This is a genomic window from Afipia sp. GW822-FHT03D08, from assembly GCF_058801645.1.
In genome coordinates, this window is sequence record NZ_JBXANK010000001.1 from 1,896,075 (window position 1) to 1,914,732 (window position 18,658).

Consider the following 18,658-nt stretch of genomic DNA (forward strand, 5'->3'; position numbering starts at 1 on the left):
CGCCTTGGCGCCCCGAACCAGCCCTAAGACAGATGCCGCCTACCCCTTCAGGGCCCCTGCCGTAAGTCCCGCGACGAAATAACGGTAGCAGAACGTAAAGATTACAAAGAGCGGTAATGCAATGAGGGATGCACCGGCGAGGATTTCGCCCCAGCGCAGATCCTGCGCTCCCAGCATCGACGCAAGGGCGACCGGAAGCGTCTTGTTTTGGTCGCTCATGATGAGAATGAGAGCGAATACATAGTCGGCCCAGGACAGCAGGAACGAAAAGATGCCGACCGTGATCAGACCCGGCGCGGAAAGCGGCAGGACAACCTTGATAAATGCGCTGAACTGCGAACAGCCATCCACCATTGCGGCTTCTTCCAGGTCAAATGGCATCGACTTGAAGAAACCCCACAAAAGCCAAACGCCCAAAGGAAGCGAGATTGCGAGATGAGCGACCAGCAAGCCCCACAGGCTGTCGGAAAGACCCGCCATGCGGAACAACGCTGACATCGGAATCGCGAGCATCAATGGCGGGAACATGTAGGCGAACAACATCGACGCGACCAATGTTGTCTTACCGCGAAACCTCAGCCGCGTCGCGCCATAGGCTATAAATGCCGAAAGCGTCGTGGAGACGATAATCGTCGCCATCGCCATCAGGGTGCTGTTGAGAAAATTGGCCGTGTAGTTCGTGAGTTCCAGCAAAGACCTGTAGGACGACAGATCCGGCGGCCAGAACACCAACGATGTGTCGAGAAACAACCGTTGCGGCGCCCGGAGACTGGATATGATCATCCAGTAAATCGGGAAAAACGAATATACGCAGATTAAAATGACAGCCGAATAGAGTGCGATGCGGCCGGCAAGTTTCTTGACCGGCCCGCTCACCCAGCCGAACGATTTCTGCCCGGATACAGGCGATGATATCTCCGTCGGCAAAGGCTCAGACCTGGATGAATGGCGAAGGAATGGCTTCTGCCGCGGATCGGAAACAGCCGCAACGACGGAAGGGTGTGAATATTGCTGTGTCACGGTCATCGCCCCTGCTTTGCTTCGTCGATCGGAAAGAATCTGAGATAGATCAGAATGATGGACGCCAGCAAAAGAAACGAGATCGTTGCAACCGCCGCTCCGCCCCCGAGATCGAATTCCAGGAACGCGCGTCGATAGGCCAAGATCGGAAGCGTCTCGGTCTGGTTCAGCGGCCCTCCCTTAGTCAGCAGCCAGATCACGTCGAACTTGTTGAACATCCAGATACCTCTCAGCAGAATGACCACAATCAACACAGATCGAAGTCCCGGCAGTGTGATATGCCAGAACTGTTTCAGGGCGCCGGCTCCATCGACCCGGGCGGCTTCATAAAGCTGAGCCGGAATTGTCTGTAGACCGGCAAGCACGCATGTCACCACGAACGGTGTCCATATCCAGACACTGACGAGAACAACCGTTCCCTTCGCAGTCGCGGAGTTTGCGCCCCAGTCGAACATGCTGGATCCGAACGACGCGAGGACACTCTTGATAAGCCCATAGTTTGGATCAAGCATCCATTGTGCGATGAGACACGCAACAACCGTCGGCAAAAAGTACGGAACTATCGACAACGCCCGTACAATCGTCTGCCCGACGAACTGACGATTCAGAACGAGCGCAATAGACACGCCGAGCACGACTTGCGAAATAATCGCAAAAATGGAAATCACCAATCCATTCATGAGCGCGGCCCAGAAGCTCGGGTTCTTGAGCGCGGTCAGGTAATTATCGAGCCCGACCCACCGCGGCGGAGCGATAAACGACTCCGCCGCGTAGAATGAGAGCTTGATGGAATACAGGAGTGGCCCGCCGACAACGGCGCCGAGTATCAAAACACCCCCGACGAACAAGCCAATAATTCGCCAATCCTGCCTCATGAAGAACCTACTTTCCCGCCAACAACTCAGCCTATCGCCCGTATGCGATCGGCGGCCGTTTTCACACAGTCGGCCGACGACATGTTCTTGAGCACCTTGTTTTGCAGCATTTCCGGCATGATGTTGCCGTCAAATACCTTGCAAGGCCGCAGATCGATCGAAGGCCCGATCAGATCGACGGACGAAAGCCTGACCTTGCTCTCTGGATCGATGAACGACTTCATCTGCATCATCGTTGCCCAATGCTTCTGAATCATCGGGTGTTTCTTCCAGCGAGGGTCTTCATAGACATCCAGGCGCACAGGCTGGAAGTTCATCCAGGCGGAATGCAACCAGTCGATATAGTGTTCGTCGATGAACCATTTGAGGAACTTCATTGTTTCCTCACTCTGCTTGGTCTTGAACGCGACGAAGCCATCGAAGGCGAAGGGCAGCGCAGACTGTTTGCCACCGCTATCCGGCGCAGCGAAAATTCCGTACTTGTCTGCGAGTTCCGGATTTCGTGCTTCGAGCGCTTCGACCACTCGTCCCGAGTAAAGTGTATGCGCGACCTTCCCTGTAACGAAGAGACTCATAAGCTCCGCGTAACCCACCGTGTTCAATCCGGGAGGCATTGTCTTGTAGAGCTCGCCGAAAAGATCGAGGAAGCGGCCTGCGCGGCCGGCGTTCTCCGGCGCATCCAGAACAACGTTCCACTTGTCGTCGTAGAACTGCGGAGCTTCCGCAAACAGATTGCCAAAACTTGCCCAGTTGGTAGCGCTGTCGCTCGCCAGAGGAATAACGCAACCGCCGCGTTCGATATTTCCGTCTTTTGAAACGGTCAGCGCCCGGCAGTTTTCGAGATACTCTGCCCAGGTGGTCGGGACTTTCAGACCCTTCTCGGTATAGAGATCCTTTCGATAGTAGCACGTCACCAGGTTGTAATCGTAGGGATAGAACCAGTTCTCACCCTGGTACGTCCACGCACCCATCTTGCCCCACGAATGCTGCTTTACAAGCTCCGTCATCGGAAGAAGATGACCACCACGGGCGTACTGAAGAATATGAGCGATATAACCTTGGGTAGAAAGGTCATAAGGCGTGCCCGCATTGATCGCCGCCATGGTCTTCGCATAGGCACCGCTGATCGGCGTCGAATCGACAATGATCTTGACGCCGAACTTGCTCTCGTACGCACTGCAAGCATTTCGCAGGACAGTCTGGCTATCGGCCGCGGTCTCATTGTTCAGAAATCTAAGCGTTACCTTTGCCTGCGCATTGACGTAAGGAGCCGCAAAGGAGCTTGCTGCCCCAGCCATAACAGCCGCAGATGTTTTCAGGAAGTTTCGCCGATTAAAGCTGGAAGACTTATTCTTGAATTTCCATTCGCTTGGATTGTACTTGGTCATGATTCTCCCTCCCTTTGTTAATTTCTTTTATCGATTTTGATTGCCTCAATGTTTTTCCGCCGTCGCGCGAGAACAAGTGCAGCTGCTGCGCCGGCAGATAGACGGAAATTCTGTCGCCGGCCGCGAGCACGTCGTCACGCGCGAACACCGCACGAAACTTCTGATCGAATATCGTCCCGAGAACATATGTTTGCGCACCGATTTGCTCGACGAGGTTGACCACCATCTCGATGCCAGATGCTGAATCAGCGCGCGTAATGTGTTCTGGCCGAATACCGAATGTTACGTTCTTCTCAGTCTCGGAGAACTCACCATCTGGAAGTTCGAGCACCAGTTGACCTGAACGAACCTTCATTCCAGCGCCGTCGCGGATCAACTCACCCTCAGCAAGGTTCATCTCGGGTGAGCCGATAAACGCTGCCACGAAAGCGTTGACCGGCCGGTCGTAGAGATCAAGTGGACTGCCGACTTGCTGAATCCAGCCGTCTCGCATGATGACAATCCGGTCACCGAGCGTCATGGCTTCGACCTGATCATGCGTCACGAAAATCATCGTGGCACCAAGCCTGGCATGCAGCGTCGCAATCTCCTCGCGGGTTTTTACGCGTAACTTGGCGTCGAGGTTGGAAAGAGGCTCGTCCAGCAAGAAAACGTCGGGGTCGCGAACGAGCGCGCGACCGAGCGCGACGCGCTGCATCTGACCGCCCGACAACTGTCGCGGCTTCCGCTCAAGCAACGGCTCCAGACCAAGACTCGACGCAGCGCTTCGCACACGACGATCGATCTCATCCTTCGACTCGCCCCGGACACGAAGGCCGAACGCCATGTTGTCGTAGACGGTCTTCTGAGGATAAAGCGCGTAGTTCTGGAACACCATCGCGATGTTGCGATCTTTCGGCGGCAACGCGGTTACATCCCGCCCGCCGATCAAAATCTTGCCGGACGTCACATCGTCAAGACCGGCAAGCATGCGCAGCGTCGTCGACTTCCCGCAGCCGGATGGCCCGACAAAAACAATCAGTTCACCGTCGGCAATATCCAATGAGAAGTCCTGAACGGCCCAAGGCCCTCGATCTCCGCCAAAGGATTTCGATACATTCTGGAGAGTGACCCGCGCCATATAGAAAACCTCACTTCGCGTTGCCTCTAATTATTATCGTTACGCGGGAACTAGCCACATAACCGTCATCCAAATTGGACAGACCATTTTGGTCTTCCATACGTCCCCCTTTATCGACTGTCAAGCAATCTCCCCGCTCAGCATCAGCAAAATCCGGATCGACCTCAATTTTGTTTGGTTTGACCAATTTGGTAAATCCAATTATAGATCCAAGAAACATGCGATCTCTCGAGAGCAGATTTCGCCGTATAAACTGACAAGGAAATGTCATGGCTGGACCTCTGGTTGGTTACCGAGTGCTCGATCTCTCAAGAATTCTGGCGGGGCCATGGTTGGGCCAGTTGCTTTCTGATCTCGGCGCGGAGGTCTGGAAGATCGAACGTCCGGGCACCGGCGACGACACGCGGCAATGGGGTCCTCCATTCCTGAAGGACAGAGACTCCAACGACACGACCGAAAGCGCCTACTTTCTCAGCGCTAACCGCGGCAAGCATTCGATCTGCGTCGACATCGCAACCGAGGAAGGCAGCGAAATTGTACGCTCGCTGGCGCAGCAAGCCGACATCGTGATTGAGAATTACAAGGTCGGCGACATGCGACGGTACGGACTGGACTACGAGTCCCTCCGGAAACTGAAGCCGGATATCATTTATTGCTCCATCACCGGTTACGGTCAAACCGGTCCGATGAAGGACGTCGCAGGATACGACATGGCCATTCAGGCAACCGGCGGCCTGATGAGCATTACCGGTGAGAGCGACAACAAACCGGGTGGAGGACCTCAGAAGGTTGGCGTTCCGATCGTCGACATTCTGACTGGCATGTACAGCGCGACGGGTGTCCTTTCGGCACTGCTGCATCGCGAACGCACCGGCGAAGGCCAACACATCGACATGGCTTTGCTCGATGTTCAGGTGTCCGTGCTTGCCAACCAGAGCTTGAACTATCTTACGACGGGGCGTTCGCCCAAGCGTTACGGCAACGCGCATCCGAATATCGTCCCCTATCAGGTATTCAAGACAAAGGACGGCTCATTCGTGCTCGCGGTCGGCAACGACCAGCAGTTCAGAAAATTTTGCGCGACGGCGGGATTTGCGGAACTGGCCGCCGATACCCGTTTTGCCACGAACACCGACCGGCTTCATAATCGTGATCAACTCATCCCGCTTCTCGATGTCCATCTGGCCAAGCAGACGACGCATCACTGGGTATCGTTGCTGGAACCGGTCGGCGTTCCTTGCGCGCCGATCAACACGCTGGATCAGGTGTTTGCTCATCCGCAAGTGATCCATCGGGAGTTGCAGATCAATCTTCCGCATCCTTCCGGCGCCATTACGCCTCTCGTCGGCAACCCGATCAAGTTCTCGAAAACGAAGATCGAATATTCGAAGAGCCCGCCGCTTCGAGGTGAAGACACCGAACAAGTTCTCAAAACCGTGCTAAAGTTTGATCAGGCGAAAATTCAGAGGCTCAGCGACCGCCGGATCGTCGATACTGGAACGCATCCGCAGCATTCCAAATCCGGGCTGCCCGAATAATCCGGGTGCATTGTTGGCAACCACGGACGTCCGCGCCGATACGCCAGGCCGAATATCTGGCAGCGGAGAGCCTCACTAGTGACCGAGGGCCCAGACCGTCTTTTCAAAGGCCGATCTTTCTTGTGGCGACATACTCGCCTTCCAATGCTGCAACCCTTTCGCCGACCAGAGAAAAACGGCACAGGCTGCCGCAACAAGCATGACCGTAAACACACGAGTGATCACCGAAGCACCTCTCTGTTGACGCCAGAGTCGCTGTTCTTATAATTGGACATACCAAAATGGTAATCCAAACTGACCTAAAAACAATGGCAAAAATTCGTCGCCGCAATCGCAAACGACTGACGCTACGCACTTCATGCCAGATCAGCCGCACCTGCCAGCCGCACGCGTTCCCAGGGGATTCGAAAATGAAACTATCCGGATATGATTACATCATCGTCGGCGCGGGATCCGCTGGATGCGTGCTGGCTTCGCGGCTGAGCGAAGATCCAAATGTCAACGTTCTGCTGATTGAGGCCGGTGCTCCTTCCGCGTCCATCTTCGTCCACATGCCCGCTGGCATTCGGGTTCTCTATACGAGCCCAAAATATAACTGGCAGTTCTGGACGGAGCCTCAGGCAAATCTCAACAATCGAAAAATTTACATTCCGCGTGGACGGGTTGTGGGCGGCTCGTCCTCCATCAACTCCATGATTGCAATCCGGGGCAATGCCTGGGACTACGACTCGTGGGCCGCGCAGGGCCTACCGTCATGGAGTTACGAGAACCTGCGCCCCTATCTTAGAAAAATCGAGGACGCGACTCTAGTCACCGGGGAGAGAGATCAGGATCGAGGCTACTCCGGCCCTATCCGACTGTCCTACGGCACTCTGCAACACCCCATTTCGAAAGCATTCATTGAAAGCGCGGTGTCGGCCGGCTTGCCGGAAAACAACGGCTTCAACGGACCGTCCCAGGTAGGCGCGGGCTTCTACGAACTTACCATCGCAGAAGGAAAGCGATCCGGAGCCTTCAAGTATCTTGATCGAGCGAAGGGACGGCGTAATCTCACTCTTATGGCCAACTGCAGAGTTCGCCGGATCGCTATGGAGGGAACGCGGGCGCGGGGCGTTGTGATCGAAAAGGGAGGACGCGAGGTCACCATCCCGGCGGAGCGCGAGGTGTTGCTGACATCCGGAGCCATCAGCTCACCACAGCTGTTGATGTTGTCGGGCATCGGTCCGGCGGATCACTTGCAGTCGCTTGGTATCAAGCCTGTTCTTGATTCCGCAGGCGTCGGAGACAACCTGCAGGACCATCTCGACTGCGCGATCCGCATGGAGGCATCTCAGCCGGTCACGCTGACGCCTTATCTCGGCTTGATCAAGGGAGGCCTCGCAGGAGCGCAATACATTCTTCGGGGTACCGGCCCTGCAACCTCCCAGGGGGTCGAGGCCGGCGCCTTCTGGGGACCCGACCAAGGTTCGTCGCTGCCGGAGTGGCAAGCTCATCTGATCGTCGCGCTCCGGAATCCTCCACCTAATGAACGCATCGCTCATGGCTTCGCGATACGCGTTTGCCAGCTTCGGCCTAAGAGCCGTGGGACCCTGCGATTGCGGTCGGCTAATCCATCCGACACTCCAGCTATCGATCCCCGTTTTCTCTCTGACGAGTCGGATTTCGTCAGCATGCAGGAAGGGGTTAGACAACTGTGCGGAATCATCGATCAGCCGGGTCTGAAAAAATTCGTCAAACGAAAAATCGACATCGATGCGTTTACCAGTGTCGATTCCCGAAAAAAATGGATTCGCGCGCGCGCCGAAACGATCTACCATCCTGTTGGCACTTGTCGCATGGGCGAAGACAGCAACGCTGTTGTCGATGGCCAATTGCGAGTCAGGGGAATCGACAACCTGAGAGTCATCGATGGTTCAATCATGCCGACTGTGATCAGCGGAAATACCAATCTGCCGATCATGGCCATGGCCGAGAAAGCTGCCGAGTTGATTGCAGGTAACAACAAGACGAGCCAATTTCAGGCGCACAACAGCAAAGCCCGGTCCGCCTGACTCCCGCTATCCGGCCCTAACATTTTGGAATGCAGAGCACACGGCTTGGCGCTCGCATCGCGAGGATGAATCATGACTGAGCGGCTAGAGCCGTATCGTGTAAAAGCTTACAACACCGCCAAGCTGTCGGAAAATAAGATGCACGACGACTCCGTGGCCCTGAAATATGGCTTCAAGGGCGGATTGGTGCCCGGCGTCGATGTGCTCGCCTACATGATCCACGTTCCCGTTGCGAAATGGGGCCGGGCATTTCTCGAACGAGGATTGATCGAAGCGCGCTTCGCCAAGCCCGTCTATGACGGCGAGATGGTGCTGGTTCAGGCCGAGGAGTCCGGCGAAGTGATGGCCCTGACTGTCGGAAGCGGTGAAATAGCAGCAACCGGAACAGCCTTACTCGCCGCCAAAGCGCCGTCATTTTCTCTCGCTGACTATCCCGACACCGCGCCTGTCGAGACGCGAACGCCTGCCGACACCAACTCCTATCGGCTCGGTAAGTGGCTCGGCACCGCCCCAAGATCTTGGCAAGGTGAGGTAGGCGCGGAGTATCGCGCCGAGGTGCGAGACGCTGAACCAATTTATGCGCGCGAAGGTCTCGTCCATCCAGGCGTGCTACAACGGATCATGAACAGAGTCCTTATGGAAAATGCTCTCCTTGGACCATGGATTCATGTCGGCAGCCGCATGCAGATGTTGTCAGCCGTGGCGGACAGCGACAACTTGGCCGCCCGCGCATGCGTAACAGCTAATTACGAGAAGAAGGGTCATTTGTTTGTGGAATTAGACGCACTTATCGTGGCCAACCAACGCATTCCTGTCGCCCATTGCCAACATACGGCAATTTATCAGCCCCGCGCAGAGGCCTTATGAGGTGCCATGCCAACCTCAAATCCCCAAAATGGGTGAATCGCCCACTGTTGACTGCCTGAATGATGTCTGCGGGCACCTTAACTGCTCTATTTTTCTGCCATCTCCAGTTCACGAACGACATAGAGATTTTCGATTTCCAGGGCATACTTCTTCTGAACGTTGGCGCGGCGAACTTTCATCGTCGCGGTCACTTCGTCATCGTCGTGATCCAGCTCTTTCGTCAGAAGATGGAATTTACGAATTTGCGAAACCTGCGCAAGCTGACCATTCGCCGTATCGATCTCTGACTGAATCAACTCACGGAGGCTTTCGTTCTCGGTGAGATTCCTGAAGTTGGTATAGGCGATGCCCTTCTCTTCCGCCCACTTGCCGGCGAGGTCGTAATCGATCTGGATCAACGCTGAGACATACTTGCGCGCCTCACCGATGACGATGCATTCCTTGATAAAAGGGCTGGCCTTGACGGTATTCTCGATTTCCGACGGACTGAGATTCTTCCCGCCAGCCGTGATCATGATGTCCTTCAGGCGATCCACAATGCGGAAGTGGCCATCCTTGAACTCCGCGACGTCGCCGGTATGCAGCCAGCCATCGCGGATTGCGACATTGGTGGCTTCGTCGTTTCGATAGTAACCGACAAAAACCGTATCGCCGCGCAACAGCAGTTCGTTGGAATCTCCCAGCCGCGCATCCATTAAGGCGATGCCATAACCGACCGTCCCCACCCGCCGATCCGTCAGCACTTGCCCCAGCGCAATCCCGGAGCTTTCCGTAAGACCATAAACTTCGATCAGCGGCACACCGATGGTGCGGAAGAAGTGCACGATAGCCGGCGAAATCGGTGCGGCACCCGTCATAGCAATGCGGGTTTTGCGCAACCCGATAAAATTCTGCAGCGCCCGAAAAATCAGCCAGTAAGACAGGCCGAACCTGATCCTCTCAGACAATGTCCTGTCCGCGGCGTTCTTCTCCGCAAACGGCTCGCACGCAGCATAAGCGCGTTCGAACAGCGCCCGGCGAATGCTTCCGGCTTCCAGCAATTTGATATGGATCGACGAATGCAATTTCTCCCAGATACGTGGCACGCCGAGAAACATGCTTGGCGCAACCTCGCGCAGGTCTTCCTGCACAGTGCGGATCGATTCTCCGAAATTGACCAGCGAGCCGAGATAGATCGGCACCATCACCGTTGTCATCTGCTCTGCGACATGGCACAGCGGCAGATAGGACAACAGACTTTCATGTCGCGACAAGTCAAGACGATCCACCGAAGCCATCGCCTGCGCGCGGATATTCTTGTAGCTCAGCATCGCGCCTTTCGGCTTTCCCGTTGAGCCCGAGGTGTAGATGATGAGTCCTATCTGCGCGAGTGTCTGCCCATCGATCGTCGCATCAACCAGCCCGGCATGGCTCGTCTCGAAGTCAGCACCGAGAGCTTCGAGCGCATCGAACGATATGACCTGATCGGCGGGATAGTCCCTGATCCCTTTGGTTTCGATCACGATGATCCGCCGAAGCCTTGGAAGTTCGTCGCGGCGTTCCAGAACCTTGTCGACCTGCTCCTGATCTTCGCAGACGATGACTTCGGATTCGGAATGCGCCAGAACGTAGGCCACTTCATTCGACGGGCTCGTCGGATAAACGCCGACCGCGATCCCATCGACAATGTTGGCGCCGAGCTGCGCCAGCACCCACTCGATCCGGTTTTCGGACAGGATGGCGACATGGCCGCCTTCGTTGAGCCCAAGCGCGCGAAAGCCGAGACCCACATGGCAGGCGCGCTGGTAGTAGCGCTCCCATGTCGAGGGATTCCAGATGCCAAATTCCTTTTGGCGGATCGCCACATCTTCCGGCGACCGGCGCGCATTTTCGCGCAGCATCTGCGGCAGCGTGAACTCTGGAAATTTATCGCTCATGCAATCCTCACACAGCCTCAGGACAGCCAGCGCTTGCGGCGCTTGTAATGCTTGATCCCGCGAAAGCCCTTTGTCTCGGCATTTGCCGCGCCCACGCCGAGATAGAACTCGCGAACGTCCTGGTCGCGGATCAGTTGCTCCGTTGGCCCATCGGTCACGATCTTTCCGGATTCCATGATGTAGCCGTAGGTGGAGACGGCAAACGCCACCGCGGCGTTCTGTTCGACCAGAAGCATCGAAACTCCCTGCTCCCGGCTGATGCGCGCGATGATGGTGAAGATTTCTTCCACCAGTTTTGGCGACAGTCCGAGCGACGGCTCATCCAGCAGCATCAATTCCGGCTGCGCGATCAGCGCGCGGCCGATGGCCAGCATCTGCTGCTCGCCGCCGGAGAGATAGCCGGCGCGGCCGGTGCGCCGCTCGAACAGCCGGGGGAAATAGGTATAGACAAGATCGAACGGCGTTTTCGCTCCGCTGCGGCCGGACATTGCATATGTCGCAGCAGTCAGATTTTCCTCAACCGTCAGATCCTCAAAAATCCGTCGCCCTTCCATCACATGGAAGAGTCCGCCCCGCACCAGTTGATGCGGAGCGAGACGCGATACGGAATTGCCCTTGAACAGGATTTCACCTGTTGTGACCTTGCCATCTTCCAGTTCGAGCAGATTGGAAATGGCCTTCAGCGTGGTCGACTTGCCTGCTCCATTGGAGCCCAGCAATGCGACCACCGCTCCCTTGTCGACTTTCAACGACAGGCCGCGAAGCACCTGGACCGTCTTGTTATAGACGACCTCGATATTATTGACTGAGAGAAGGTCATTCTTCAGCGAAATCGCTGCTTGTTGATACTGCGCTTGCTGCATTTCAGCAAAGAGATTTTCTGCGAGCATGCTCGTCACTTCGCAATCTTGATCCAGTCGGAGACCGGCTTCATGGTCTTGTTCGCGCCGTCATATTGATAGACGCGGCCGACGGGCACCGTGTTGCCGGGGATCGAGATCGGCACGCCGATGATGCCGCCGGTGTCGAAGTCCTTGATGGAGTTCAGCGCCGCTTTCATGTTCGTTGCGGTGAGATCCTTCTTGGCATCGAGCGTGCGCTTTACAGCCTCGATCATCAACATCGCGGTCAGAAAGCCCTGCGTATAGTACGTCGGCTGATATTCCCGGTGCAGCTGCCGGATCTTGTCCAGCATCGGTGAAGATCCCTCTGTATCAAAATAGTATCGATATGGCATCACGCCCATGTAGCCGTCAGCGACTTGAGCCGAATTCGCCCAAATCCCATTATCCATCGACCAGAATGTGCCCATGAACTTGCTCTTGAGGCCCAGCTGCTTCATCTGCGCCATGAATTCCGGCAGTGGTGCAAGAACGTAGCCGTGGAAGATGGTGTAATCCGGATCGGCACGACGCAGCTTGAGTACTTCGGTGGAGACGTCGATGCTGGTTGGCGGCGTCGCGATCTTTGCGACGATCTTCAATCCCAAATCACCCGCACGCTTTTCGGTTGCTGTAACCGGATCGCGGCCGAACTCGGTGTCCGAGTTGACCAGAGCGATCCTCGCGCCCGGCTGGGTCTTGGCGATGTATTCCAGCAGAATGCCGATCATTTGCGAATAATCGGGTCCAGGAATGAATTGAAAAGGAAATTCTTTCGGATCGTTCAGCTCGGTCGCGAAGGACGTTCCAGCCATAAGAATATTGCCGCGCCGGTTCAGTTCGGCATTGACGGTTTTTGCGAAGCCCGTGGAATCTCCGTAATAGAGGCTTATCTTCTCGCTGGCGGTGATCCGGTTAAATGCTGCAATGGATTTATCAACTGCGTAAGAGGTATCCTCGGGTATATATCTGATCTTACGACCATCGATTCCACCGGCGTCGTTGATGATCTTTACATAATCCTGGAATCCTACGTTGAGAGGAATACCAGCAAATCCAAATACGCCCGTCATCGGCATCGACGCGCCTATTACAATATCATCAGCGGCCCACGCCTGCATATTGATTCCAAATGCCAGGCAACCTGCTGCTGCGTAGGATAGAATTTTTCGACGCCTCGGAATGTGTTTCATTACTGTGTCTCCCTGTGTGTTATTTCTTGAATGGCCATAAATGAAAGAAACGTCTGACGCGGCGCCAGATTTCGGCGAGGCCCTGCGGCTCGAACAGCAGAAAACCGATGATCAGCAAGCCGAAAACGATTGTCCGGATCGGCGACAGTTGCGCCACCGCATTCGGAATGAACGTCATGTAGGACACCGCAATCTTGAGAATCTCCGGCACCATGGTCATGAAGATCGCGCCAAGGATCGCGCCGAGGATCGTGCCCATGCCGCCAACGATGACGGCGGCGAGGAAGAAGACCGAATAGATCAGCGGAAAGCTCTCCGGCGTCACGACGCGGAAGAAATACGCCCACATGCCGCCCGCGACGCCGGCGTAGAACGACGACAGTGCGAACGAGAGCAGCTTGTATCTCAAGAGCGGAATGCCGAGCACTTCGGCGGAAATATCGCGATCGCGGATTGCGATAAAGGCGCGGCCGATCCGGGTCCGGAACAGGTTGGCCGCGGCGAATACGGCGAGCGCCGTCAACGGTATGAACAGCCAATAAAGCTGGAACGGACGCGCCAGATCGTAACCGAACAGCCGCGCAGGTGGCATGCTCAGCCCTTGCGTACCGCCAAGGAATGCAGGGCCATTGGCAAATATGAAGTGCAGTATGAAGGATGCGGCAATGGTCGCGATGGCGAGATAAAGGCCCTTCACGCGCAAACTCGGCACGCCGACAACAAGACCGACGGCGGCGGAAACAAATCCCGCGACAACGAGATTAATGAAGAACGGCGTACCGATCCGGATTTCCAGAATAGCGACAGTGTATGCGCCGACGGACATGAAGGCCGCTTGGCCCAGGCTGACGAGGCCGGTATAGCCGGTGAGAATGTTCAGGCCGGTCGTGCTGACAATGTGGATCGCCACCAGACAGGCGAGATAAATCCAGTACTGATCCACGAAGAATGGAAACAGCACCAGCGCCGCGAGCAGCGCGACCATCATTAGACGCTGCACGTTGGTATCGAGCAGCGATTCCGCCTGGGCGTAAGTTTCGTGTACCGCGCCGATCCGCATCAGAGTCGCTCAATTTCAACTGTGCCGAACAACCCGTAAGGACGGATCATCAAGGCAACCACCAGAATGCTGAAAGTGACGAGCAGCTTGTATTCGCCGCCCATGTAGGTTCCGACCAGCGCTTCAACGACACCAATCGCGAGGCCAGCGACAAGCGCACCAGCGATCGAATCCAGACCGCCTACAATGACAGCGACCAGCACCGAGAGGCCGAACACGCCCATGTTTGGTGAGATGCCGCCGATCGAGCCAATAAGAATACCCGACCCGGCTGCCGCCATCCCTGCGACAATCCACGACACCGAGAACACCGCTGGAACGTTAATGCCGCAGGAGAGCGCCGCGCCTTGATCCGTTGCCGTCGCGCGGAGCGCAACGCCACCTCGCCATGTCCGGAAGACCAAAAGAAATACAGCGATCAGGATAGAAGCAATCGCAAAACACACGGCGATCTTCGGCGAGACATAAGCATCGCCGATGAAGATCGGCTTGGATGGCAGGAAACTGGGCAGCGTCCTCGGATCGCCACCCCAGATGAACTCGACAAAACCGATTAGCACCGAGCTCAGACCGACCGTAACCATGAACACCGAAATCGGGCTCTCGCCGAGCATCGGACGGATCAGGACGCGCTCGAAGACGCCGCCAAGAATGCCCCCACCCACCAATGTCAGGATAACAGCGAGCCAAATCGGGAGCGTCAGGGAAATCGTTAGACCGAAGAAAAAGTAAGCACCGAGCATCAGCATTTCGCCGACGGCGAGATTGATCACCTTCGTCGCCTTGTAGATCAACACGAAGGCAATGCCGGTCAGCGCAAGCAATGCGCCCGACCCCAATCCCGACAGCACCACCTCGAAGAGAAACAGCCAATCCATCACGCTGCCCTCTCGCCTGCGATCCGACGCGACAGATCGCCGACGTCCCCCGAACCGAGATAGGCCGCAATCACGTTCGGGTTGTTCTGGATTTCTGCGGGCTTTCCGGCCGCGATCACCTGCCCGAAATTCAGCACGACGACATGGTCGGAAATGTCCATCACCAGACCCATGTCGTGTTCGACCATCAGAATGGTGACGCCCCACTCCTCCTTCACATCGAGGATGAAGCGCGCCATGTCTTCAGTCTCTTCGCGGTTCATGCCCGCCACCGGCTCATCGAGCATCAGCAGGCGTGGCTGCATCGCCAACGCACGGGCCAACTCGACCCGCTTGCGCAGACCATAGGAGAGCGACGCGACCGGCTGGTCACGAATATGTTCCATCTCAAGAAAATTGAGAACCCGTTGCTCGATCTCGGACCGCAGCGCAAGCTCCTCGCGCCGCGCGCGGCCGAAGTACCACAACGCATCGAGCACGTTGGTCTGCATGTGCGCATGACGGCCGAGCTTGATATTGTCCAGCACGGTCATGCCGCGAAACAGCGCAATATTCTGGAATGTGCGAGCGAGTCCGATCTTGGCGCGTGCAGGTGGGTGCAGCTTGCTGATGTCCTCGCCGGCAAACTCGATCGCACCCGCCGAGGGGCGATAAAAACCGGAAATGCAGTTGAACAGCGACGTCTTGCCGGCGCCGTTCGGGCCGATCACCGCCGTGATCGATCCCGGAGCAACTGAGAACGAAACATTGGTCAACGCCTTCAAACCGCCAAATGACAACGACAGACCGTTGACGTTCAAGTCAACGGAATATGATTCCGCTTCTCCGGACAACTACCCCTCCGTTAAATTTGGCGCTTTGCACGCTCTTAGGACTTATTGTTTTCGACGCTATCTCCGCATGATCCAAACGAATTTCATTTGGATGCTCCAACAAGTTCTTGGGCGAATTGCATCTATGGAGTTAACCGCTCTTATTCATCGAATCTTTCTCCTGCATTTCATCTCTGAAAAGCACGAGATGTCGCAAAGAACGTCTGAAAGATTCTGGTGAGTATCTGCATATCGGCGCAAACCGTCAGTTGACATGCAGATTCAGCAACGCTGTTCGAATGTCGTCGCTTGTGAGTTGCCAGTCATTTCCCAGGTTCGCAACGATCTCTTTCATGAATCCATTAGCGAGAGAGAGTGCCTTCTGCGAATCGCCAAGATACTCACTAAGAATCGCTAGAGACAGTTGCATCGGCGCATCGCCTTCGTAACCCCACTCGAAGAAGCCGCCATCATACGTTTTAATCTGGAGAGCCCGATCCAACGGTCGCCCATCGACAGTCACTTCCACGCCGTTAATCGTTCTCGAACCTTCAAACGTACTCATGTCCTTGCCCTTGTGGTTTCTTCCCCGCGAGCGAATAAAAATCGCTCAATGAAAACCCGTCATCCCCCCGCTCACAGCTGCTGGGGAAACCCTCGATATGCCAAAAATCCACCGTCGACCGGCAGCTCTGCCCCATTGATGTATGAAGCCGCATCAGTCGACAGAAACACTATTGCTTCAGCGACTTCAGGAAAAAGCCCAGTACGACCCAAGGGGACGGACTGCAAAAGTTTTGGACGTAACTCCGGGTCCGCAGATGCAACGGATGTGCGCATTGGCGGCATCCAACCGGGAATAACGGCATTCGAACGAATATTGTCCTTTGCATAGCGCCCCGCCGCAGATTTCACGAGCAGGAGTATCGCCGCCTTTGCGGCGTTGTAGCCCATGTGAACGTAATCCGCGCCGATCTTTCCAGCGATGGATGACGTGGCAACAATAGAACCGCCACCCGCCTGCGCGATCACCGGCGCAGCATGCTTAATGCCAAGGAATGTTCCACGAGCATGGATCGACATCAGACGATCGAAATAATCTGTATCCATGACATCGGGAATCATTCCGCTGATTCCCGCATTGCTAACAAGTCCGTTGAGTTTGCTATAAGTTGACACAACAGATTTCACGGCATCAATCCACTCCGGCTCATTACGGACATCTAGATGAACGGTTGATGCGGATCCGCCGTCAGACACGATCGACTGAGCAACGCGGGAAGCCTCTTCGTCGAGTATGTCACCAATCACGACATTGGCTCCCTCTTTGGCCATAAGGCGAGCCGTACTCTCTCCAAGGCCACTTGCTGCGCCCGTCACAAGGAATGTTCTGCCTTTTAACCTCATCGACTCCCCTTACTCCGCGTTGACATCGCCGGAACTCATTCCACCGATAGGCCCTTTGTTGTTGAGTTAGCTGTTACGTTTGACGTTGCCTTTGCGTTTGACGTCCGGAAATACCCAGATGGCAAAAACCACAAACATGCCGACCCCCAATGCCACTGCGGCGGGTGGGTATAGTCCGATGCGATAGTCATAAAACGCGATGCCGGCAGCGACGAGAAGAACGAGAGTCGAAATCACAAGCTTTATCTTGACCAACATGACCTTCTTCCTCGCTCACAACGACAGTGCATTTGCGAAATGTGCGGATTGGCCCAACATCATCACTGCCGCTGCTTGAATACAGAGCAAGACCAGCAATCCCGCGTAACTGTCGAGCCACCGCTGTGGAACGACGTTAAAAATGGCTGGCGCAAAAAGAAATATCCAACTCCCCATCAGGATGATGCTCGATAAACGAAGGGTGGATGCGGCAAATACAACCGTTCCTATCAGCAACAGGACCAGCAATATTGCGTTGCCAATCACGAGGCCAAATCCCAACGGCGCTGAACTATTTGCGCGAGCACCCAACGGCAGCAGACCAGAAATAATCAACCCGCTAAGAGAACAAGCCGCCCAAAGAATAGCGAAGCATCCAAGTGACCTGAGGTCCGGCTCAACCGAACGAGCAACCGAAAGCACAGCTTCCATCGCTTTCCTCCAACGTTACGAGGGCACTTTCGGTGGATTATCTGCCGGCCACTGCAACCTTGGGAGGAAGCTTGTCAGCTGCCTTCGCTGTTCGCCGCAGATTTGACTTCACATGTTCCCAGCTATTGCCATTGAAAACGTGACCAAAGAAGCCGCGGTCAAGATCGGACGTACCGTAAACCCAATCAAAGATCGGCGTCCCGATACCCATGTTGACCTCCATCATGATCGAGTGATCATGATGGGCTCGATGGTGTCTGCGGGCAGTATTGACGATGGGGCAATACACGAGGAACCAGTTGTCCTCGACATGGCAGCAGAAATGAACGAACTCGTACCACATATAGCTGCCAATCACGCTCGCCATCACCAACCAGCCGGCGTTCGATGAAATGAGCAAACCCACGATCACCGCGCTGGGCAACGCAATGAGAAGCATCGTCGCCATTGTGAATGGGGGAAAGAAGGTCACGCGCCAATCCATATGATCGGCGAAGCGCATCTCGTCGTCCGTAAAGAACTGATGATGCTGCAGTGTGTGGCGGTTGTAGAGCTCCCGCAGCGCTCCATTACGCGCAGGCCGATGAAGCCACACACGATGGGCCCAATATTCTCCGAACTGATACGTCAAGAAAACAGCAGGAATGACGCCCCACTGCCACCAAGCAACGTCGCTCAAATTAGCAGAGCACACGTAAATGATGGAGAAGCCGGCAATAAAGATAACCGAGACATGCAGCCAGCCGTTGTACCACGTCGCAATCTGCTGACGATAAGTCGCGCGGAAAGCACGCTGCCTGTTGGACATAGATGAGTTTCGCAGTTCCATGGCGCTACCTCCGATCGAATACAGCCGGCCTATATGCCGACATGTGAAATATCAGTTGTCGTCAGACAATACGGTCGTGCCAATACGCTGTCAAGTTGGATTGCAACTAATTATTAATCAGCCGCCTTCGAAA

The 18,658-nt window shown here is 55.4% G+C and carries 18 protein-coding genes; 3 read left to right on the forward strand and 15 right to left on the reverse strand.

The window, feature by feature from the left end; translation table 11 throughout:
* Positions 1 to 39: 39 nt before the first annotated feature.
* Genes AC1RM7_RS09365 through AC1RM7_RS09380 form a run of 4 tightly spaced genes read right to left on the reverse strand, consistent with a single transcriptional unit; the run spans position 40 to position 4,403 of the window.
* On the reverse strand, positions 40 to 1,026 hold the full coding sequence (locus AC1RM7_RS09365) for a carbohydrate ABC transporter permease (RefSeq protein ID WP_034459773.1): 987 nt from the start codon (positions 1,024 to 1,026) through the stop codon (positions 40 to 42).
* Entirely contained in the window at positions 1,023 to 1,895 is an 873-nt protein-coding gene (locus AC1RM7_RS09370) for a carbohydrate ABC transporter permease (RefSeq protein WP_024920881.1), read from the reverse strand. Before AC1RM7_RS09370 ends, AC1RM7_RS09365 begins: the two co-directional genes overlap by 4 nt.
* 26 nt (positions 1,896 to 1,921) lie before the next feature.
* Positions 1,922 to 3,283 (reverse strand): extracellular solute-binding protein, encoded by a 1,362-nt coding sequence (locus AC1RM7_RS09375; protein ID WP_024920882.1) that lies wholly within the window; start codon positions 3,281 to 3,283, stop codon positions 1,922 to 1,924.
* Entirely contained in the window at positions 3,243 to 4,403 is a 1,161-nt protein-coding gene (locus AC1RM7_RS09380; RefSeq protein ID WP_024920883.1) for an ABC transporter ATP-binding protein, read from the reverse strand. The genes AC1RM7_RS09375 and AC1RM7_RS09380 overlap by 41 nt, the downstream gene beginning before the upstream one ends.
* Positions 4,404 to 4,672: 269 nt before the next feature.
* On the opposite strand from AC1RM7_RS09380, the gene AC1RM7_RS09385 reads away from it, so the two are divergent.
* The 3 genes from AC1RM7_RS09385 to AC1RM7_RS09395 all read left to right on the forward strand — a co-directional run bounded on the left by AC1RM7_RS09385 (position 4,673) and on the right by AC1RM7_RS09395 (position 8,859).
* The gene (locus tag AC1RM7_RS09385) at positions 4,673 to 5,941 is read left to right on the forward strand and encodes a CaiB/BaiF CoA transferase family protein (protein ID WP_024920884.1); all 1,269 of its coding nucleotides are present in this window, start codon (positions 4,673 to 4,675) and stop codon (positions 5,939 to 5,941) included.
* A 410-nt stretch (positions 5,942 to 6,351) separates the two neighbouring features.
* A complete protein-coding gene (locus AC1RM7_RS09390) occupies positions 6,352 to 7,992 on the forward strand; it encodes a GMC family oxidoreductase (RefSeq protein ID WP_024920885.1) in 1,641 nt (546 codons plus the stop codon).
* Between the two features lie 72 nt (positions 7,993 to 8,064).
* Positions 8,065 to 8,859, forward strand: coding sequence for a hypothetical protein (locus AC1RM7_RS09395; protein ID WP_024920886.1), 795 nt, complete (start codon positions 8,065 to 8,067; stop codon positions 8,857 to 8,859).
* An 86-nt stretch (positions 8,860 to 8,945) separates the two neighbouring features.
* On the opposite strand, the gene AC1RM7_RS09400 is transcribed toward AC1RM7_RS09395, so the two are convergent.
* From AC1RM7_RS09400 to AC1RM7_RS09450, 11 genes are all read right to left on the reverse strand, one after another.
* A complete protein-coding gene (locus AC1RM7_RS09400; protein WP_024920887.1) occupies positions 8,946 to 10,775 on the reverse strand; it encodes an AMP-dependent synthetase/ligase in 1,830 nt (609 codons plus the stop codon).
* A 17-nt stretch (positions 10,776 to 10,792) separates the two neighbouring features.
* Positions 10,793 to 11,665 (reverse strand): ABC transporter ATP-binding protein, encoded by an 873-nt coding sequence (locus AC1RM7_RS09405; RefSeq protein WP_034459767.1) that lies wholly within the window; start codon positions 11,663 to 11,665, stop codon positions 10,793 to 10,795.
* A gap of 5 nt (positions 11,666 to 11,670) precedes the next feature.
* Positions 11,671 to 12,849, reverse strand: a complete 1,179-nt coding sequence (locus tag AC1RM7_RS09410) for an ABC transporter substrate-binding protein (RefSeq protein WP_024920889.1) — start codon at positions 12,847 to 12,849, stop codon at positions 11,671 to 11,673.
* Between the two features lie 19 nt (positions 12,850 to 12,868).
* On the reverse strand, positions 12,869 to 13,909 hold the full coding sequence (locus AC1RM7_RS09415; RefSeq protein WP_002713047.1) for a branched-chain amino acid ABC transporter permease: 1,041 nt from the start codon (positions 13,907 to 13,909) through the stop codon (positions 12,869 to 12,871).
* Positions 13,909 to 14,787 (reverse strand): branched-chain amino acid ABC transporter permease, encoded by an 879-nt coding sequence (locus AC1RM7_RS09420; RefSeq protein ID WP_024920890.1) that lies wholly within the window; start codon positions 14,785 to 14,787, stop codon positions 13,909 to 13,911. Before AC1RM7_RS09420 ends, AC1RM7_RS09415 begins: the two co-directional genes overlap by 1 nt.
* A complete protein-coding gene (locus AC1RM7_RS09425; RefSeq protein WP_009737320.1) occupies positions 14,787 to 15,587 on the reverse strand; it encodes an ABC transporter ATP-binding protein in 801 nt (266 codons plus the stop codon). The genes AC1RM7_RS09420 and AC1RM7_RS09425 overlap by 1 nt, the downstream gene beginning before the upstream one ends.
* Positions 15,588 to 15,864: 277 nt before the next feature.
* Positions 15,865 to 16,164 carry a DUF6166 domain-containing protein gene (locus AC1RM7_RS09430; RefSeq protein ID WP_002713050.1) on the reverse strand — a complete coding sequence of 100 codons (300 nt, stop codon included), beginning with the start codon at positions 16,162 to 16,164 and terminating at the stop codon, positions 15,865 to 15,867.
* Between the two features lie 71 nt (positions 16,165 to 16,235).
* A complete protein-coding gene (locus AC1RM7_RS09435) occupies positions 16,236 to 17,006 on the reverse strand; it encodes an SDR family NAD(P)-dependent oxidoreductase (RefSeq protein ID WP_002713051.1) in 771 nt (256 codons plus the stop codon).
* A gap of 66 nt (positions 17,007 to 17,072) precedes the next feature.
* Complete coding sequence (locus AC1RM7_RS09440; RefSeq protein ID WP_024920891.1) at positions 17,073 to 17,264, reverse strand: hypothetical protein; 192 nt, start codon at positions 17,262 to 17,264, stop codon at positions 17,073 to 17,075.
* Between the two features lie 15 nt (positions 17,265 to 17,279).
* Positions 17,280 to 17,696, reverse strand: coding sequence for a hypothetical protein (locus AC1RM7_RS09445; protein ID WP_002713053.1), 417 nt, complete (start codon positions 17,694 to 17,696; stop codon positions 17,280 to 17,282).
* A 37-nt stretch (positions 17,697 to 17,733) separates the two neighbouring features.
* On the reverse strand, positions 17,734 to 18,525 hold the full coding sequence (locus AC1RM7_RS09450; RefSeq protein WP_002713054.1) for a sterol desaturase family protein: 792 nt from the start codon (positions 18,523 to 18,525) through the stop codon (positions 17,734 to 17,736).
* Positions 18,526 to 18,658: the final 133 nt, after the last annotated feature.

Coding starts and splice junctions, on each gene's coding strand:
- AC1RM7_RS09385 (WP_024920884.1), top strand. CDS start 4,673: ATGGCTGGACCTCTGGTTGGTTACCGAGTGCTCGATCTCTCAAGAATT.
- AC1RM7_RS09445 (WP_002713053.1), bottom strand. CDS start 17,696: ATGGAAGCTGTGCTTTCGGTTGCTCGTTCGGTTGAGCCGGACCTCAGG.
- AC1RM7_RS09405 (WP_034459767.1), bottom strand. CDS start 11,665: ATGCTCGCAGAAAATCTCTTTGCTGAAATGCAGCAAGCGCAGTATCAA.
- AC1RM7_RS09370 (WP_024920881.1), bottom strand. CDS start 1,895: ATGAGGCAGGATTGGCGAATTATTGGCTTGTTCGTCGGGGGTGTTTTG.
- AC1RM7_RS09390 (WP_024920885.1), top strand. CDS start 6,352: ATGAAACTATCCGGATATGATTACATCATCGTCGGCGCGGGATCCGCT.
- AC1RM7_RS09430 (WP_002713050.1), bottom strand. CDS start 16,164: ATGAGTACGTTTGAAGGTTCGAGAACGATTAACGGCGTGGAAGTGACT.
- AC1RM7_RS09435 (WP_002713051.1), bottom strand. CDS start 17,006: ATGAGGTTAAAAGGCAGAACATTCCTTGTGACGGGCGCAGCAAGTGGC.
- AC1RM7_RS09365 (WP_034459773.1), bottom strand. CDS start 1,026: ATGACCGTGACACAGCAATATTCACACCCTTCCGTCGTTGCGGCTGTT.
- AC1RM7_RS09420 (WP_024920890.1), bottom strand. CDS start 14,787: ATGGATTGGCTGTTTCTCTTCGAGGTGGTGCTGTCGGGATTGGGGTCG.
- AC1RM7_RS09410 (WP_024920889.1), bottom strand. CDS start 12,849: ATGAAACACATTCCGAGGCGTCGAAAAATTCTATCCTACGCAGCAGCA.
- AC1RM7_RS09395 (WP_024920886.1), top strand. CDS start 8,065: ATGACTGAGCGGCTAGAGCCGTATCGTGTAAAAGCTTACAACACCGCC.
- AC1RM7_RS09450 (WP_002713054.1), bottom strand. CDS start 18,525: ATGGAACTGCGAAACTCATCTATGTCCAACAGGCAGCGTGCTTTCCGC.
- AC1RM7_RS09380 (WP_024920883.1), bottom strand. CDS start 4,403: ATGGCGCGGGTCACTCTCCAGAATGTATCGAAATCCTTTGGCGGAGAT.
- AC1RM7_RS09440 (WP_024920891.1), bottom strand. CDS start 17,264: ATGTTGGTCAAGATAAAGCTTGTGATTTCGACTCTCGTTCTTCTCGTC.
- AC1RM7_RS09400 (WP_024920887.1), bottom strand. CDS start 10,775: ATGAGCGATAAATTTCCAGAGTTCACGCTGCCGCAGATGCTGCGCGAA.
- AC1RM7_RS09415 (WP_002713047.1), bottom strand. CDS start 13,909: ATGCGGATCGGCGCGGTACACGAAACTTACGCCCAGGCGGAATCGCTG.
- AC1RM7_RS09375 (WP_024920882.1), bottom strand. CDS start 3,283: ATGACCAAGTACAATCCAAGCGAATGGAAATTCAAGAATAAGTCTTCC.